We start from the raw sequence: 17,900 nt of genomic DNA on the forward strand, positions 1-17,900 counted from the left end.
AGAGATGCCCTGCCGCGTTCCGGTTTGGGAGTGCAAAAGTGCCGCTTCTCCTTCGCTTTTCCAAATGTAGTTTTATAATTTCCTAGATAGACTATCTGCTTTGGTACTCAACACGAGATAGCACGGTTGCAGTAAACCGTTCTTTCTCAGCAGGAACTACTGTGTAAATCAACGTACATCCTCTTTCAAAAAAAATTGCGCTGCCTGTAATCTGAACAGATAGGGCCTTTTCTCTTCGTATTTCTGAATAGCCCGTCCTAGCTCAGCAAGAAAGGGCAGGCCAATACTCTCGTATTCGTAGGTGCCATCGTTGAGAATATCATCCTTGTTTACATAGAGTACAGCGCTAAGTAAAAACTCCGTTTGTCGGGTTGCATTGGTGATATAGGCGACATCGGCCAAGTAACCGTGAGACATACCTACTATATTATAGATGCGTAAATCGGATTGTGCTGGCTGGGCGGGTTGCCTACCATATACCAAGTACTTCTTAAAGGCATCGAAGTAGCGTGGACTCTTATATAATGAGAAACCCGAACCATGGGGCGTGCTGCGCAGGTAATAGCGCAGGAAGGCGTAATCATCGGGAGTAAGCTGCAGGCGGGCTGTAGGCAGAGCTTCCTCAGGAAATAGAACGGCTTGCAGCAGATCGTGAACATTCTGCAGGGGCAAGTAATTAGCCGTAGTGAAGTCATAGGGTTGTTGGATGAACTTGCCGCCGACGTAGTAGCCTTTCCCTTTGCGAACCTTCCCTAGCGGAAAAGTGAACGGCTGGGAATTGAAAGCTGCCGGTTGCTGATATACGACGGCATCTGAAATGGCATCCAGGAACGTGATGGGGTTGGTGTGACGGTTGGCAGCAGTATCGCAAGGAGCAAAGCGCCGGGTGATACGGGCCTCGGGGTAGCCCAGTGCGGCTAGTCGCTCGTTGAGGGGGCGCTGCCCCAGGAACTCATAGAGGCGGTTGTACGCCACATTGTCGCTGACGAGCAACATGCGCTTTATATAGTTACCGACGGTATTGACGCGGTCGGAATCAGCTGCGGGGACATATGGGGCAGGAGTCTGGCAACGGTAGGCGGTACCAGTAGCCATAGGGGTACGACGCGTGAGACCGGGTTTGTTGAGTTGGTTAAGCTTCTCGAGGGCCAGCGCGGCTACCGGCAACTTAACCAAGCTAGCAGGGTTGAAATACTGGCGGGCGTTCAGGCGGTAGTTATGCTGCACGAAATGCGGCTTTCCCTGCACATCACGGTTGATCTGGGTATAAATAATCTGCAGCTCGTATTGCTCTGCCTGCTCAGCAACCGGCCGTAGGCGCGGGTTGCTACGAAGCAGGCTATCCAGCAGTGGACTATTCGTAAGTGCTGTCGGCAGTGGAGCCACAGTAAGGCGTGGCTTCTTTTCTGCTCCAGCTGCTAACACCCAGCCCGGCAATAGCCCGCAACTCAGCCAAACTATGCGCAAGGTTGTCGTCATCTGTAATCAACAGTAGATTGTTGCCTAAATCTACGTTGAAGCCTCTGTATTCGATCGTACTTAAGATGAATACAGCTCCCAGTATAGTTTGCTGAGCCTGCTCACCCCCGACCTGCAGCCAAAACGGTACCTAGACTGAAGGATGAGCTTTATGAATCAGGGGGATGGTATAACGGGAAGTGATGCACACAAAAACGCGTGATTGCAAAAGCCGCTTCTCAGAGGTCTTAAAGCAGCCACTGTCCGGAAAACCCTAATCATCTCCCTTTATACCACCGCCTAAATCAGTTAGTCTAGGCTCACAAGCACCCTGAAACAAATAGTGTGACGTAGTGCTTACTAAACCCCGTAATTTACAGGATCAAACTACTATGCGTTTAATAGATAGAATTGGTATTAACTTCACTGAAGCTAGTTTAATGGCAGTATCTTATACTGACTACGTTTTTTTTCGAATTCCGGGCTATTCACCTGCCTGGAAAAGTTCTTGAAATTCTTTATCAAATTTATTTTTTGAGGCAGACCCCACATTTTGGTATAATACGTCTTGCCAACCCCTAACTCCTTCTGTGGTATAGAAGGGCATGTCTCTTTATTTTCTATAGCTCTTAGAATAGACCTGACATAAAGATCATGCGCATGATCCATCACTTTAACATGAACTTCGCTTAATGTTTCATTACCGGTGAAATCAACATAATCGGTAGCAATGATACTTCCAGTATCTATTCCTTCATCAATCCACATTGTAGTATTACCAATAAGATGTGGCTCATTGTTAGCAATACACCAGTTCGTGCAGTTCGGCCCTCCTTTGACGTAGGGTGAAAGACCGGTGTGCAAATTGACAACACCAATAGAAGCCTTAATATCAAACATATGTTTTTTCACCAGGCGGGTTCCTGACACTACAATAATATCAGGCTTATGGCTACGGGTAAATTCCAAGCATTCTTCGCTGTTGATATTCTCAACTTCTAGTATATCACAATCAGGAAGGCTAGGATATTTATTTTTATATGCAGCCTGCATACTGTTCCATGATTCACCGACTTCTCGCAAAAATATTCTTTGATAAATTTTCTCGTAAAGCTTGGATGCCGTCATTTTCTCCGTTGACTTGCGCTTTTCGACTACGATAGCCTTAACCCGGTACGCTTCATTGACTTTATTGGCAAGGGCAACCTGATTGCCTTGCCCATTAATCCAGAGTACGATGTTTTTCATGAGCTTATCTTAGCATTTTAGTAAGGGTTTTCACCAACTCCAGGCTGCCATTAATACGGCTAAGGGTTTTCAACCAGCTTTCGTTGTAGAGTTCGGTTCTTGGAATAGCAAATATATCATCATTGCTAGTCTCATAAAATTTCTGATGAACTGCCAAACCCAACTTGTAGCCGGCTTTTTTGCTTAGCTCAATTGTTTCCTGCGTGTAGCTGCCGATAGGATAGCTAATGGCAAGTGGAGATTCACCTAGCGCCTTATGAATTTTGCTAGCAGATATCTCCAGCTCATTTGCTACAATTGAACGATCTGCAATGGTGCCCAACATAGGGTGCGTATGAGAATGCGAACCTATTACGAAGCCAGCCGCCCGTAACTGCCGGACATCATCCCAATTCATCATAAGCTGAGGAACTTCTACATCATCGAAATTGCCCTCAATAACTGAGAGTATTTCCTCGCGTTGTACATGAGTTAATTTCTTCAGAAATGGCTTCAGCTTTTTTACATAGCTTATGCGCTCTGCTTTATTAGCCCACTTAGATACTCTCATGCCCTGCGGCAACGCAGCGTGCTGCAGGCTTATTGTAAGCTTGTTAGTGTGCTGAAACAAGTATTCCAGAACATAAGTCCAAGTAGGATAATTATTGTCGATAGATGATGTTACTACATAGAAGGAAGCCGGGCAGTTATATTTTGTTAGTATAGGTGCTGCATATTCGATATTATCTTTATATCCGTCATCAAATGATATAGTTGCAATGGGCCTCTTACTTTTTTGCTCATAGCCATTCAGAACTATATCTTCGATAGTGCGAACTAAATATTTATCCGTTATATATTTAATTGTTTTATCAAACAACGCTACGTCCATAGGGTCCCACAGCGCATCACGTACCGGGTTAACCCGATGAAAGAGAAAATTTTTTATTTTCATTGCAAAAAACACACAAAATTTAAACCAAAACCTTACTAAATACTTGTACAGCTATATTTTCAGCTTCTAGCTTACCATAGCTTGTACACAGCATCAGAAGATTGGTTAAGCAATATTCCCGCCAGAACGCCTGAATGTATACGTACATACTATACCTAGTATATACCCCATAATCAATAAGTGGTGGCCTGAGCAATTTCAGGCCACCACTTATTACGGCAGTACCAGTTTAGTAACGGTACAGATCTGACTTGAACGGTCCCTGAACATCAACTCCAATATAGCTGGCCTGCTTGGGTTTCAGTTCATCCAGTTCTACACCGATTTTGGCGAGGTGCAAGCGGGCTACTTTCTCATCGAGGTGCTTGGGCAGCGTGTACACCTTGTTCTCGTAGGCGGCGGCGTTTTGCCACAATTCCAGTTGCGCCAGCGTCTGGTTGGTGAAGGAGTTTGACATCACGAACGATGGGTGGCCGGTAGCACAGCCCAAGTTCACGAGGCGACCTTCGGCAAGGATAATCACCTCTTTGCCATCGATAGTATACAGGTCAACCTGCGGCTTTACTGTGTCCTTGGTGTGGCCATAGTTTTTGTTGAGCCATGCCATGTCGATTTCATCGTCGAAGTGGCCGATGTTGCAGACAATAGCTTTATCCTTGAGGGCACGGAAGTGCTGCTCGGTGATGATGTCGCAGTTGCCGGTGGCAGTCACCACGATATCGGCTTCCTTGATGGCGTTTTCCATCTTCTTCACCGCGTAGCCGTCCATAGCAGCCTGCAGGGCGCAGATGGGGTCGATTTCCGTGACAATGACGCGGGCACCGGCACCGCGCAGCGAAGCCGCCGTGCCTTTTCCTACGTCGCCGTAGCCGGCTACCACGGCAATTTTGCCGGCCATCATCACGTCGGTAGCCCGACGGATGGCATCCACGGCCGACTCTTTGCAGCCGTATTTGTTATCGAACTTCGACTTGGTTACCGAGTCGTTGATGTTGAAGGCAGGCATGGGCAGTGTACCGGCTTTCACGCGGTCCATCAGGCGCAGCACACCCGTGGTAGTTTCCTCCGAAATGCCTTTGATGCCAGCAGCCAGTTCGGGATACTGATTCAACACCATATTGGTCAGGTCGCCACCATCATCCAGAATCATATTCAGGGGTTGACGCTCCTGGCCAAACCACAGCGTCTGCTCGATGCACCAGTTGAACTCTTCCTCATTCATACCCTTCCAGGCATAAACCGGGATGCCAGCAGCGGCAATAGCGGCAGCGGCGTGGTCCTGGGTAGAGAAGATATTGCAGGACGACCAGGTAACCTCGGCGCCCAACTCTTTAAGAGTTTCGATGAGCACTGCCGTCTGGATGGTCATGTGCAGGCAGCCGGCAACGCGGGCCCCGGCCAGCGGCTTGCTGGCGCCATACTCGGTGCGCAACGCCATCAGACCCGGCATCTCGGCTTCGGCCAAACGAATTTCCTTGCGGCCCCACTCGGCCAGTGACATGTCTTTTACTTTGTACGGAACGTAAGCCGTGGTCTTGGTATCCACCATGATGCAGAAAGAATTTGCGAATCAACAGCAAAGGTAGCCAATTTGTTAGGTAGTTAAACCCTTTATTGACGGTTGATACGGTCAAAACCCGTTTCTTTGCTCCGTTTGTAAAAGCCATTGCCGCAACATTATACCAACCGGTGAATAGTGAGCGTTAAGTAGCTCTATTTCATAGCTGTGTTCGGGTCATTTTGGCAGCAAAATAGCATTTGAAGATTAAGTCCAAACCATACTCAAATATGTTTAATTACATATAATTGTTTTATATACTATTGAGTGAACGTTCGTTAGGGTAGTTCTGTTGGCCCCGTAACAAAGATTTTTAGGCCGTTACTGTATACATAGTAACGCGCTTATTCTTAAATTTGTACTATGCACACCACGACCAAAATCACCTTGCGCTTTTTTACGGCTCTTCTGCTCCTGCTGGCACTGTCAGTTTCCGGGCTGCGGGCGCAATCGGGCACCACTATTCAGTTGAGCCCCGAAGATCAGGAACGCAGCTATAATGGCTCACAGAAGAATTTCTTCTTCCAGGCCGATGGCGAAAAAGACTATCTGAATGCTGGCTTCTTTGGGCAGCACCTGCGCCCCTACGTGGCCGGCAATGCCCAGGCCATAGAGCACCTGAATGACTACCGCCGACAGAAGTGGATGCACTTAGGCGAGCGGGCGGTGTTTCTGGGGGCGCTGGGTTTCTACGGCCAGCAGGTGCTGGCCCGGGACGAGCGGCAGTACTTCAACAACGCGCAGAAGGGCGCTCTTGGCGTGGCAGCCGTGAGCCTGCTGGCTAATATCCTTATCAACCGCAATACCAACTGGCATTTTCGCCAAGCAGTAGAGGCGCAGAATGCTACGCTGCCGGCCGCTCGTGCCGGGGCCTGGCAGCGCATGCAGCCCACCAACGTAGGCGTGGCAACTTTCAGCGGAAAACCACAGCTGCTGCTGACTTGGTCGCTCCGCTAACGTAACTTGCGGCTGGGTTTTCCGTCTTAGCGGAAAGCCTGGTCTGGTGCCCACCCCAGCCGGGTGGGCTTTTTCTTTGCCTGTGGATATTCAACCCGATTTCGCGGGCCTGTCGGACGCGGCCCGCACCTATATTGCGCAGCACCTGCACGACGACCCGGCCAAGCTGGCGCTGCAGGCCCGGCGCCACCCGGGCCTGCCGGTGCCGGAACTGGTACGCCAGATTCAGGCCCGCCAGAAAGCCCGCACTAAATTGCCTGCCTGGGCCGATGACACCAAGCTGATTTTCCCCCCAGCCTTATCGGTAGAACAGGCTTCCTCCGACCGCACGGCCGCGTTCAAGGCCTCGTTGGTACGCGGTGCGCGGCTGGCTGACCTGACGGGCGGCTTTGGAGTGGATGCCAGTCATTTTGCCCGGCAGGTAGCCGATGTGCACTACGTGGAGCGCAATGCTTCGCTGGCCGCCGTAGTGGAGTATAATCTGCGCCAATTGGGTATTGGGAACGTGCACGTGCACGCCGCCGACGCGGTGAGCTTCCTGAAAAGCACCGAACTCGCCTTCGACTGGCTGTACCTCGACCCGGCCCGGCGCGATACCGCCGCGCGCAAGATCTACCGGCTGCAGGACTGTGAGCCTGACGTAGTGAAGCTGCTGCCCCTGCTGCTGCACAAAAGTCAGCGAGTGCTACTAAAGACTTCACCGATGCTCGATATTGAGCTGGCAGTGCAGGAGTTGGGCCACGTGCGGCGCCTGTGGGTGGTGGCTGTAGACAATGAGTGCAAGGAAGTGCTGTATGAGCTGGGTCAGGAAGCCGCCATCGACCCGGAGCGGCTGACAGTGAACCTGCGGCGGGACGGCACCCAGCAGGAATTCCGGCTGAACCGGGCACGCGAAGCCCGAGCCATTCCGCGCTACGCCGAGCCGCAGCAGTACCTTTATGAGCCCAACAGCGCTATTCTTAAAGCTGGTGGCTTCCGCAGTATCGGCACGGCTTTCGAGCTGCTGAAGCTGCACCAACATAGCCACCTGTACACGTCGGATACACTACGCGCCGAGTTCCCAGGTCGCGTTTTCCGCATCCGGGCCGTGGAGAAATACGACGGCGGGGCGCTGAAAGCCTACCTTGGCCCCGAGGCCCGTGCCCACGTCACGACCCGCAACTTCCCCGATTCGGTGGCTGATTTCCGCTACCGCACTGGCATCCGCGAAGGCGGGGACCTGTACCTGTTCGCTACCACCAACCTGGAAGGCCGGCTGGTGGTGTTGGTATGTGAGAAGCTGTGAAATAGTGCGACTGACGGTCTGATCGGACTTCTTGCGCAGACCGCACCAGCGGAACGTCAAACTCACCATTTCACAGCTTTACTACTTTGCCGGGCTAGTCCAGGGGCTGCCATGCAGGCGAAAACGCCAGGGAAGGGCGGCATCATCCCCGGCATAGTCGATACCAACGCGGGGCGATGCTAGAACTTGGTCGGCCGCCACGGGCTCATTGCGGTCTTCGAGCCAGATTTCGGGCCCGGTGAGTGGCGTGCTGTAGCTCCGGGTGCTGATGCCTAGGGCCTGAGTGAGCAAGCCAGGGCCGCCGGTGAGGTTACGCTGCACCTGCGTGAGGCCCCGGCGCAGCTGCATTTCCGCTATACCGTGCGTTGGTTCTAGGCCCCGAATAAGAACGGCATCGGCCTTGCCGGCTTCGTTGGTAATGATATTAAACAAGGTGTAGCGACCGTAAATCAGGTAGGCATATGTCACGCCGCCGGCCTCGTACATGATGCGCGTACGCGCGGTGAACCGCCCCAGGTGCGAGTGACAGGCTTGGTCGCCGATGTGCGCGTAGGCTTCCGTTTCCACAATGCGCCCGCCGGTGAGTTGTCCGTCGAAACGAGTAAACAGATACTTGCCGAGCATATCCCGGGCAAGGGCTACTACATCGGGCTGCTGGTAGTATGATAAAGGCAGAATCATGCCTTGGTATACGCATAGCCAGCACTGGGGCTGCTATCATTCGGGCAGGACGCGTATCTTTGTCCCGTAACGGTGGCCGGACTCCAATTGCGGAGCGAGGCTGAAAAGGGAATCCGGTTCAATTCCGGAGCTGTCCCCGCAACTGTACGCTTCATGAGTTTGGCGCGCCCCGGCTGCCACTGTTTCGATAACCGCTACTTACAGCGGCCAGAGAAATGGGAAGGCGGCGCGCCGGAAGCAAGCCAGGAGACCTGCCGCTACAGTACCATGTTCAGCGCCCGCGGAGGACGGACGGAGAATGAATGCAGTGGCCGCTTCGGCGGCCGGTTTCCCTGTTTTCGGCCTCGGCTTCGGAGGTTTGCAGCTTTGGCTGCCAGCTACCGGAGTTTTGAACTGAATTTTCCTATGGAAATTTAGTTCGGATGGATTGTGCGCGTAGCGGCCGGGCCGGTGGTCTGGTTGAAAAACCTTGGTTGAAATTCCTGGCGCTAAGCCTGCTCTGGCCCGCTCAGCCGGCGCAGGCGCAGCAGGCACCCTCCGTCGATTCGGTGCGGGTGCTGCCGGCGGTGCGGGTGGAGGTGGAGCGGCCCCGCCGCTTTGCCGTAGGCACCCGCGTCCTGACCCTGGATTCAGCAGCACTGGTCCCCTACCGTACCGCCACCCTGGCCGATGCCTTGGCGGCCCGCACTCCACTGTATCTGAAGAATTACGGCCCCGGTCAGCTCAGCTCCATTACCATGCGGGGCACCTCGGCCCAGCATACGGCCGTGCTCTGGAATGGCTTTAACGTGATGCTGCCCACGCTGGGCCAGAACGACTTTGCGCTGCTGCCGGTGAGCGGGGCTACGCAGGTGGAAGTGCAGCCCGGCCCGGCCAGCGCCCTCTACGGCTCCGGCGCCATTGGCGGCACCGTGCTGCTCTCGTCGCCGGTGCGGTGGGCGCAGGGGCTGCGGGGTGCGGCGCAGGCCGAGGCGGGCAGCTTTGGACTGCGGGCGGGCAGCGTGGAAGCCGGGTTCAGCAACACGCGCCTTGCTCTGCGCACCAGCGCTACGTACCGCACCGCTACCAACGATTTTTCGTACGACGAGCCCGGTGGAAGACGCCTACGCCAAACCAACGCCGCCTTCTGGCAGGGCAGCCTGGCTCAGGATATTGCCTGGCGCGTGGGCAAAGCCGGGCAAATACAGGCCGCCGCGTGGCTCACCAAGGCCGACCGCCACATCCAGCCGGCCATCGGCACCCAGAACAACAACGCCCGCCAGCTCGACCAGAGCAGCCGCCTGCTGCTGGGCTACGAGCATACCACTGCCCGCCACGAGTCGAGCGTGCGGGTGGCGTGGTTTGAGGATATTCTGAACTACCGCACCGACGCGTTCCAAAGCAACTCCCGGGTGCAAACCACCCAGGCCCAGGTTAGCCACACGGTACGCTTCAGTCAGGCCACCAGCTTGCGCGTGGGAGCAGAAGCCCAGCATTTTGCCGTGCGCATGACGGATTACGGCGCCTTTGTGAGTGAAAACCGCTTTGCCGGCTTTGCCCTGCTCCGCTACGACCCCACGGCCCGTTTGCGCCTGTCGGCCACGCTACGGCAGGCGGTGCTGCCGGGGCGCCGGCCTCCCCTCACGCCGGTGCTGGGCGCAGAGTGGCAGGCCCTGGCCTCTACTGAGCATGAATTACTGCTGAAAGCCAGCGCGGCCCGCGGCTACCGCGCCCCCACCCTCAACGAGCGGTACTATCAGCCCGGCGGCGACCCAAACCTCCAGCCCGAAACCAGCCAAGGCTACGAGGCTGGCCTCACGCATAACTGGCACAGCCCGGCGCACCCCGCGCTGAAGCTTCAGACGGAACTGACGGGCTATCAGCAGTGGGTGGATAACTGGGTGATGTGGTGGCCGAAGCCGGGCCAGAGCTTTGTGAGCCCGCGAAACCTGCGGCGGGTGCGTACCCAGGGGCTGGAAGCATCTTCGGGCCTGCGCTGGCACAGTAAAGTAAGCTCCATGCAGGTGCGGGCTGCCTATGCCTATACCAGGGCCTTTAAAACCCGCGACGCGGTAGAAAGCGCCGTGGTTACCCGGCGGCAACTGGTGTACGTGCCGCTTCATACCGCTGCCCTAACCCTGGATGGCACGCACAGCGCCTGGCAGGCCGGGAGCACGCTCACGTTTACAGGCTACCGCTACACGGAAGATGCCGGCCCTAACTTTCTGCCTTCCTACCTGCTGCTGGATGCCTACGTGGGCTATACGTGGCGGCCGAAAGCCCCGGCTGGCGCGGCGCTTACGCTGCTAGCCCAAGGCCGCAACCTCACCAATCAGTCCTACCAGAGCTACCTCTACCGGGCTCAGCCCCTGCGCTCCGCGCAACTGAGTTTGCGCGTGGCGTGGCGCTAGGGTTACTCTTTATCTGTCACTCATCTTTCATTCTTCTTTTTCACCATGCATTTGCCCTCTCTCCTACAACGCGGCGCCTCTGCCCTGGCCTTCGGCAGCCTGCTGCTTTTCACGGCTTGCGACCCTGACAACGAACCCGACCCCGTATCCGAAGGTCGTTTTACCAATGTGTACGTGGTGAACGAAGGCGCCTACGGCACGCCCAACGGCAGCGTGAGTTTGTACGACAAAGTCAGTGGCGAAATAACCTCGCTCAACGTGTTCAAGGCCGCCAACGGCCGCGAGATGCTGGCCGATGTGGCGCAGTCGATGACAATTGCGGGCGACCGGGGCTACATCGTGGCCAACAACAACAGTAAGATTGTTGTCGTCTCCCTGCCCGATTTCAAGAGCGTGGACACCATTAAATCCACACTTTCCCAGCCCCGCTACCTCGTGGCCGCTTCCGCCGACAAAGCCTACGTGAGCGAGTGGATCCAGGTACCGTTCCCTTCGGCGGTAGCTGGCCGCGTAGCAGTGGTTGATCTGAAAACGAATAAGGTAACAAAAACCGTGGCCGTGGGCCGGCTCCCGGAAGAAATGTTGCTCGTGAACGGCCGCTTGTTCGTGGCCAACTCTGGCGATAATACGGTTACGGTCATCAATACCAGCACCGACGCCGTAGAAACCACCCTGACGGTAGGTGCCAACCCCGCCAGTCTGGTGCAGGGCTCCGATGGCCACGTGTGGGTGCTGGGCAATGGCGATACTGACTACAACAATCCGGCTAACTCCACTAAGGGGAGCGTAAGTGATTTTGCGCCCTCGGCTCCTTACACCGTGCGCCGCCGCGACCTGAATATTACGCCAGGCTACGGCAGCCGCATCCGGCGCAACGCCAAGGGCACTGTGTTCTATCTGAAAACAGCCGAGGGTGTGTTCCGCATGTCTCCTACCGATGCCAGCTTGCCTACTACTCCATTCCTGAAGCGTAACTTCTACGGCCTTGATGTAGACCCAGATAGTGACGTTATTTACACCGGTGTGGCGCTTTCCTACAACGGCCCGGGCCGTATGGTCACGTACCAGACGGGCGGCCTCCCGCTCGACTCGGCTGAAGTAGGTATTCTACCTAACGGCTTCGCGTTTTATTAACAGATCCTTTTTCTATAAACACAGCAACGGCTGCCCGAAGAGTTCGGGCAGCCGTTGCTGCTTTAAAAACGAACGGGGAGCTTAGTCGGCAATACCATCGTTGTTGCGGTCTTTGTTTTCGCCGGCCTGCTCGTACAGGTCGCGGCCCGTGGGCTGGCGGGCCGTGTCGGCCTGCATACCAGCCGCGGCCGAGTCGCTGTTGTTCGGGGAAAGCGCGGCCGGGTCGGTGTCCTTGTGGGCGTCGCGCTCCACGTTGGTTTCGCCGGCATCGTTCCCGGTGTTGCAGGCCGCCAGAGCAGCCGTGAGGGTGAAAGCAAAGAGGGCCGAGCGAAAAAAACGGGCAGTAGTCATGGCAGGTAGCAAGGCTTGGAGTGGAAAAAGGAAGAGAGCAGCAGGCTGCTGTCCAATCCTACGGGCGGCAGGCCGCGAGGTTGGTTTCGGGGGCCGGATTTGAGCCCGCTCCACCCTAACCTTCTCCGGCCGGGCACGTAACAGAGCGCAGTCGAATCCGGTATATTTGCTGGCATGGCTGTTCGTCGTTCCGCTTCTCTTCGCTCCTCTCCGCTTCTTCGCCGTACGGGCACCGTGGCCGGCATCAGCCTGCTGCTGGCTCTGTTACTTATCAGCTATCTGTACGGATTTTCCAACGAGTTCTTTGCCAGATTATTCGGCGCTTTTTTCGTACTTTTCTGCCTACTAGCCGTCACCTTTCTTGGTGTGGTGCCCTTTGTGAGTTGGGCTGCTACGCACTGGTTTGGCCCCGGCTGGGAGGACTCCGCTCTGAACACCACCCCACCCCGGAAAAAGGCCTCTCCTGCTGCTTCCGGGAAACCATTGCGACAACGCGTGCGGTCCAATCCTTAACCTCTCATTTCAGTAACCATCGTGAAAACAACCCGCTTGCACATCAAGAATATGGTTTGCCCACGTTGCGTGTCGGCAGTTCGCAATCTGCTCGAACAGGCTGGCTACCGGCCGGCGCAGGTAACGCTGGGTGAAGCCGTGCTGGCCAAAGACACCCCTGCTGACCCCAAAGACGTGGCTCCCCTGCTGCGCGAAGCCGGCTTCGACGTGCTGATGGACCGGGCCGAGCAGCTTACCGAACAAATCAAAGGCGCCCTGAGCGACTACCTGGAGCATCTGCGCACGGCACGTATGCCGCTCACCACCTCCGCCTTCCTCTCCGACCGTTTTGCGGCCACTTACTCGCACCTGAGCAAAGTATTTTCGCGTACGGCCAACCTCACCATCGAGAAGTACCTGATTCGCATGAAAATTGAGCGCGTGAAAGAGCTGCTCAGCTACGGCGAAATGACCCTGGGCGAAATTGCCGACCTGATGCGCTACAGTAGTGGCCAGCACCTAAGCAACCAGTTCCGCCAAGTGACCGGCCGCTCCGTAAGCGAGTTTCGCCGCGACCTGATGCCCCGTCGTATAGCCATGGATCAGCTGGCATAATTTCTACGCATTCCCACGAGGGCCGGAAAAGCAGTGCGAAACTCCCGCTGCTTTTCCGGCCCTTTTGTGTGTACTCCTCAGTTGGCCTGGTCAAAGCGCTGTGGCGCCACGGAGAGAAAGTGACCAAGCGCACTTTGTCCAGGCGGAACCGGGAAACAGTTGGGGCGGTTAGAGGCGCGGCGCAGCCGTATCTTTGCAGCTCGCCGATCTGCTGCCCGTGTCTGTTCCTTCGCCCCGCATCCTGCTCATTACCCCGCCGCTCACGCAGCTGAACACGCCCTATCCGGCCACGGCCTACCTGAAGGGCTTTCTGGGCGGGCGCGGCTACCACCTAGCGCAGGCCGACCTGGGATTGGAGTTGGTGTTGAAGATTTTCTCGCCGGAAGGCTTGGGGCGGGTATTCGATGCCATTGAAGCCGGCGGATTCCAGCTCAGCGACAACGCCCGGCGCATGATGCGACTTCGGCGCAGCTACCAAAGCACCATTGGCCCGGTGATGCGGTTTTTGCAGAACAAGGACAATACCCTGGCCCCGCGCATCTGCCACTCGCGCTTTCTGCCCGAGGCCGGCCGCTTCGATAACGTGGCTGATCTGGAAACGGCCTTTGGCACGATGGGCCTCACGGATCAGGCCCGCCACCTGGCTACGCTCTACCTCGAAGATCTGGCCGACTTGCTCAAGGAAACCGTAGGGCCGCAGTTCGGCTTTTCGCGCTACGCTGAGAAGCTAGGTTTATCGGCTACCACGTTTGACGAGCTCCACGCCGCCCTGCAGGCCCCCCCAACCTGCTCGATGAAATGCTGCTGGAGCTGCTGGACGGGCTGCTGGCCCGCACCCAGCCCGATGTAGTGGGGTTTACGGTGCCCTTCCCCGGCAACCTCTACGGGGCCCTCCGACTGGCCGGCCGCATCAAAGAAATCAGCCCGAGTACCTACACCTGCATGGGCGGCGGCTACCCCAACACCGAGCTGCGCACCATCCGGGAGCCGCGCTTCTTCGATTACATCAATTTCCTGACGCTGGATGATGGTGAAGGCCCCTGGCTACGGCTGCTGGAGCATTTGGGTGATGAAAAAGAACGTCATGCTGAGCGCAGTCGAAGTATCTCTACTGCTTCGTTGAATGATGCAGGCGAAGCGGTAGAGATGCTTCGACAAGCTCAGCATGACGTTCTACTTGAACATTACCTGCTTCAGCGCACCTTCCTGCGCAACGCAGCCGGGGAGGTAGAGTACATCAACCAGCCCTTTGCCGATGTACCGCACGCGGAAGTAGGCACCCCCGATTACTCGGATTTACCTCTGACGGAGTATCTGTCGGTGATTGAGGTGCTGAATCCTATGCACCGGCTCTGGAGCGACGGGCGCTGGAACAAGCTCACCGTGGCCCACGGCTGCTACTGGAAGCGGTGCTCCTTCTGCGACGTCACGCTCGACTACATTGCCCGCTACGAAACCGCGCCCAGCACCCTGCTGGTCGACCGCATCGAGCAGATTGTGCGCCAAACCGGGCAAACGGGTTTTCACTTCGTGGATGAGGCTGCTCCGCCCCTGGCCCTGCGCGACTTGGCCATCGAGCTGCTGCGGCGGCAGGTGCGGATTACTTGGTGGGGCAACATCCGCTTCGAGAAAACCTTCACCCCTGATTTGTGCCGACTGCTGGCCGCTTCGGGCTGCATTGCCGTGAGTGGAGGGCTGGAAGTGGCTTCTGATAGATTGCTGGCTTTGATGGAAAAAGGCGTGACCATTGCGCAGGTAGCCCGCGTGACGGATGGCTTCACCCAGGCCGGTATTATGGTACACGCCTACCTGATGTACGGCTTCCCCACCGAAACCGCCCAGGAAACGGTAGACTCGCTGGAAGTGGTGCGGCAGCTGTTTGCCGCGGGTATTGTACAGAGCGGCTACTGGCACCGCTTCGCCATGACGGCGCACTCGCCCGTGGGCCGCAACCCGGCCAAGTACCAGGTGCAGCAGATTGGCCCCGAGCCCGGCCCCTTCGCCTGGAACGACCTTTGGCACGACGACCCCACCGGCGCCGACCATGAGTTGTTTGGTCCGGGCCTGGCCAAGGCGCTTTACAACTACCTGCACGGCGTGGCCCTGCACGAGCCGCTGGGTTTCTGGTTTGATTTCAAAGTCCCCAAAACCACGGTACCGCGCCAGCTGGTAGCCCAGGCCCTGCAGGAACATGCCAAACCCGACGCCGCCCGCCCCAACAACCGCCTGTTCTGGCTGGGTAATGCCCCCGAACTGCGCCAGGAACCCGGGCCGAAAGCTGCCCGCGCCATCCTCACCTTCTACGAGCAGGCCGAGGATTTTGAAATAGCCGTACCCGCTGCCGTTGGCTCCTGGCTGCACCAGCTACTCACCCGTCTCACCTCCGACTACGATACCAAAGTTTTACTGAAAGACGCAGCTAGCTCCTACCCTTCCGGTGCCCAGCCCTGGGAGCAGTTTCTGCAGAGCGCAGCCTGGCGGCAGCTGCGGGAAAAAGGCCTGCTGGTGTTGTAGCCGGTGGCGCTAGTTTAGCTGCCGGAGCCACTGCTCCAATCCTTCCCACAAACCGGGTGTGGGCTGCGGCCACTGCCAACGCCCATCGGCGGCCGGGCGACCAGGCAGGTAAAAGCTAGGTCGGGCCAAATCATACACACGCACCTGCACGCCCCGCCGCTGACCTAGGGCCTGCCGCAGCCGGCGGCTGCTTTCGCGCACGCTCAGGGTAGTATCGCGCCCCGCGTAGAAGCCAAAAACTGGAATCCGGGCCCGCCCCAGTGCCCGAAACGGCTGGCTGCCGGCTTCATCCATGACTTCCACGCTTTCGAGCACCACGAAGTTGGCCGAAGCCCGGCGGGCAGCCATTGCCACCTCCGATGCCGTCGGCCCGCGTCCCCAAACCCCTAGTCGGGTGGTATCAGCTTCAGGCCGGCGCCGCAGCCACTGTAGCGCCGCCCCGGTAGCATGGGCTACTACCGAGTCGGTAGGTGCGGCCGGGGGAGGCAGCAGCAGCGTAGCTATGCCCGCCTGGCCCAGGCGCAGCACCTGGTCGAGGTGGGCGGGCGCAGCCGAAGCCCAGGCAACGATTACTGGGTGGCGAGTCAGGGTATCATCCGGCACGTAGAAAGTAGCGGGCTGAGGCTTACTGAGGCCCGGCAGGCGCACCGAATATTCCCGCCACGGGCGTGGCGCTGCGTCGCCGCGGCGCACCAGCACAAACTCGCCGCGCAGACTATCCAGCTGAAGGGTGCCGCGCAGGAAGTCTCCCTCCCGCAGGGCACTGATGGTGAGGTGGCCCGGGAAGCCACCCGCTTGCTCCAGCTGAAGCTGAGGGGCCCGGTAACGCACCGTCCCCAGGGGAACCATGGTGGTCTTTTCGCCCAGGAGCGTCAGTTCAGCCTGCAGCTGCCCGGAAGCCATTTTGCGTAACTCCAGGCCTATGCGTGCACCTGTACCGGGCATATTCACGGCCCCTTCGTAGTGGCCCAAAGGCGGCGGTATGGTATCGGTAGCGGGTTGGTCGGGTGCGGAACAGGCGGCCAGCAATGTCAGGCTGCCAATGACCATCCATCTACGGCCAGCAAGCCACAGACCACGCATACAAACAAAGAATACAGAAGCCACCGGCGGCAAAAGTACGAGGGCGCGGCCGTACCCGTTCACAGGCCCTTGCGCAAAATCAGGTCCTGCTGGATATCGGTGCCTAGCGCAAAGGTGTGCTGCCCGATGGTTTTGAAGCCGAAGCGGCCGTAGAAAGCCAGGGCCCGCGTGTTTTTTTCCCACACTCCCAGCACCACGGCCCGACAGCTCTGCAGGCGGGCTTCCTCAATAGCCCGGCGCATCAGCGAAGCACCCAGGCCGGTGCCAATCCAGTCTTCGCGCACATAAAGCCGCTCGATTTCCAGCTGCTGCACACCCATTTTTTCGGGAGGCAGCCCCAGATCGGAGCCGATGTGCAGTTTGGCATAGCCTACGAGTTCCTGCTCAAAGTATGCCAGCAGGAACGTTATTTCGGGCTGCTGTAGCTCGGCAAGCTGAATATCGGGGCTGAAGCTGGCAGCCAGATAGGTGGCCATATCTTCGGGTTGGTTGTCGGCCGCAAAGGTGTCGTGGAAGGTCTGGCGGCCCAGATCAGCCAGCTGTGCTGCTACGGCGGCGGTACGTTTGGCCACCTGAATGCGGAGGGGAGAAGACATGGGGAACGAGCGTCAGGAAATGGAATGGTCGCCGGGCTCATCGGAAATGCGGGCGTCGCGGCGCATGCGGCGGCCAAAGCGCGTGATGAGCACAAAAGCTGCCAGCAAAGCCACCGTGGTGAGCAGGTCGGTGGTGGGTAGCAGGGCAGCCGGCTGATCGGGCAGCACCCCGGCTCCGGGCAGATAGCCGCTCACGTAAAGCAGCAGCGCCGCACGCAGCAGCATCAGCGCAATGCCAATCCAGCCCATACTCAGGAGCAACATACCAAACGCGCGACGCCCCGCCGGACTAGCCATAATAAAGAAACTTCCAGGAAAACCATGACCGGCTGCCGGGCCGGCAACGCCAAATATACTCGGCTAAGAATACGCAGGGGCGTTGTAAATTGGTTTCGGCTCTGTATTTTTGCTCGCCCTGCGGGAGTAGCTCAGTTGGTAGAGCATCAGCTTCCCAAGCTGAGGGTCGCGAGTTCGAGCCTCGTTTCCCGCTCATTGTAAATCAGCCACTTAACAACAATGTTAAGTGGCTGATTTGTTTTTGGTTTACACAATGGTTTACACAGTGGACTAATTGGTTTGAAAATCACTTTAAGCCTAGTTGCCT

The 17,900-nt window shown here is 57.0% G+C and carries 14 protein-coding genes, 1 tRNA gene, 1 pseudogene and 1 riboswitch; of the genes and pseudogenes, 7 read left to right on the forward strand and 9 right to left on the reverse strand.

Annotated features, from left to right (window positions below; translation table 11 throughout):
• Positions 1 to 168: 168 nt before the first annotated feature.
• From LRS06_RS07070 to ahcY, 4 genes are all read right to left on the reverse strand, one after another.
• Positions 169 to 1,479, reverse strand: coding sequence for a class A beta-lactamase-related serine hydrolase (locus LRS06_RS07070; RefSeq protein WP_257870836.1), 1,311 nt, complete (start codon positions 1,477 to 1,479; stop codon positions 169 to 171).
• Between the two features lie 411 nt (positions 1,480 to 1,890).
• The gene (locus tag LRS06_RS07075; RefSeq protein WP_257870837.1) at positions 1,891 to 2,706 is read right to left on the reverse strand and encodes a formyltransferase family protein; all 816 of its coding nucleotides are present in this window, start codon (positions 2,704 to 2,706) and stop codon (positions 1,891 to 1,893) included.
• A gap of 4 nt (positions 2,707 to 2,710) precedes the next feature.
• Entirely contained in the window at positions 2,711 to 3,652 is a 942-nt protein-coding gene (locus LRS06_RS07080) for a polysaccharide deacetylase family protein (RefSeq protein WP_257870838.1), read from the reverse strand.
• A 217-nt stretch (positions 3,653 to 3,869) separates the two neighbouring features.
• Complete coding sequence (ahcY, locus tag LRS06_RS07085) at positions 3,870 to 5,189, reverse strand: adenosylhomocysteinase (protein ID WP_257870839.1); 1,320 nt, start codon at positions 5,187 to 5,189, stop codon at positions 3,870 to 3,872.
• A 372-nt stretch (positions 5,190 to 5,561) separates the two neighbouring features.
• Between ahcY and LRS06_RS07090 the strand changes: the two genes are divergently transcribed.
• On the forward strand, positions 5,562 to 6,155 hold the full coding sequence (locus tag LRS06_RS07090) for a hypothetical protein (protein WP_257870840.1): 594 nt from the start codon (positions 5,562 to 5,564) through the stop codon (positions 6,153 to 6,155).
• An 82-nt stretch (positions 6,156 to 6,237) separates the two neighbouring features.
• Positions 6,238 to 7,440, forward strand: coding sequence for a class I SAM-dependent methyltransferase (locus LRS06_RS07095; RefSeq protein ID WP_257870841.1), 1,203 nt, complete (start codon positions 6,238 to 6,240; stop codon positions 7,438 to 7,440).
• An 81-nt stretch (positions 7,441 to 7,521) separates the two neighbouring features.
• Here LRS06_RS07095 and LRS06_RS07100 read toward each other — a convergent pair whose 3' ends face one another.
• Positions 7,522 to 8,121 carry a DNA-3-methyladenine glycosylase gene (locus LRS06_RS07100; RefSeq protein WP_257870842.1) on the reverse strand — a complete coding sequence of 200 codons (600 nt, stop codon included), beginning with the start codon at positions 8,119 to 8,121 and terminating at the stop codon, positions 7,522 to 7,524.
• Positions 8,122 to 8,174: 53 nt separating this feature from the next.
• Positions 8,175 to 8,395, forward strand: a riboswitch (cobalamin riboswitch).
• Between the two features lie 199 nt (positions 8,396 to 8,594).
• On the opposite strand from LRS06_RS07100, the gene LRS06_RS07105 reads away from it, so the two are divergent.
• Positions 8,595 to 10,511, forward strand: a complete 1,917-nt coding sequence (locus LRS06_RS07105) for a TonB-dependent receptor (protein WP_257870843.1) — start codon at positions 8,595 to 8,597, stop codon at positions 10,509 to 10,511.
• A gap of 45 nt (positions 10,512 to 10,556) precedes the next feature.
• Complete coding sequence (locus LRS06_RS07110; protein ID WP_257870844.1) at positions 10,557 to 11,645, forward strand: DUF5074 domain-containing protein; 1,089 nt, start codon at positions 10,557 to 10,559, stop codon at positions 11,643 to 11,645.
• 81 nt (positions 11,646 to 11,726) lie between these two features.
• On the opposite strand, the gene LRS06_RS07115 is transcribed toward LRS06_RS07110, so the two are convergent.
• Positions 11,727 to 11,996, reverse strand: coding sequence for a hypothetical protein (locus LRS06_RS07115; RefSeq protein WP_257870845.1), 270 nt, complete (start codon positions 11,994 to 11,996; stop codon positions 11,727 to 11,729).
• A gap of 582 nt (positions 11,997 to 12,578) precedes the next feature.
• On the opposite strand from LRS06_RS07115, the gene LRS06_RS07120 reads away from it, so the two are divergent.
• Complete coding sequence (locus LRS06_RS07120; RefSeq protein ID WP_257870846.1) at positions 12,579 to 13,103, forward strand: AraC family transcriptional regulator; 525 nt, start codon at positions 12,579 to 12,581, stop codon at positions 13,101 to 13,103.
• Positions 13,104 to 13,320: 217 nt separating this feature from the next.
• A pseudogene (locus LRS06_RS07130) lies at positions 13,321 to 15,617 on the forward strand (radical SAM protein).
• 9 nt (positions 15,618 to 15,626) lie between these two features.
• Here LRS06_RS07130 and LRS06_RS07135 read toward each other — a convergent pair.
• Genes LRS06_RS07135 through LRS06_RS07145 form a run of 3 tightly spaced genes read right to left on the reverse strand, consistent with a single transcriptional unit; the run spans position 15,627 to position 17,560 of the window.
• A complete protein-coding gene (locus tag LRS06_RS07135; RefSeq protein WP_257870849.1) occupies positions 15,627 to 16,700 on the reverse strand; it encodes a hypothetical protein in 1,074 nt (357 codons plus the stop codon).
• Between the two features lie 59 nt (positions 16,701 to 16,759).
• Complete coding sequence (locus LRS06_RS07140) at positions 16,760 to 17,296, reverse strand: GNAT family N-acetyltransferase (protein ID WP_257870850.1); 537 nt, start codon at positions 17,294 to 17,296, stop codon at positions 16,760 to 16,762.
• A gap of 12 nt (positions 17,297 to 17,308) precedes the next feature.
• Positions 17,309 to 17,560, reverse strand: a complete 252-nt coding sequence (locus LRS06_RS07145; protein ID WP_257870851.1) for a hypothetical protein — start codon at positions 17,558 to 17,560, stop codon at positions 17,309 to 17,311.
• Positions 17,561 to 17,713: 153 nt separating this feature from the next.
• On the opposite strand from LRS06_RS07145, the gene LRS06_RS07150 reads away from it, so the two are divergent.
• Positions 17,714 to 17,786 (forward strand) — tRNA-Gly (locus LRS06_RS07150).
• Positions 17,787 to 17,900 lie beyond the last annotated feature (114 nt).

The sequence above is a fragment of the Hymenobacter sp. J193 genome (genome assembly GCF_024700075.1).
Lineage (GTDB): Bacteria > Bacteroidota > Bacteroidia > Cytophagales > Hymenobacteraceae > Hymenobacter.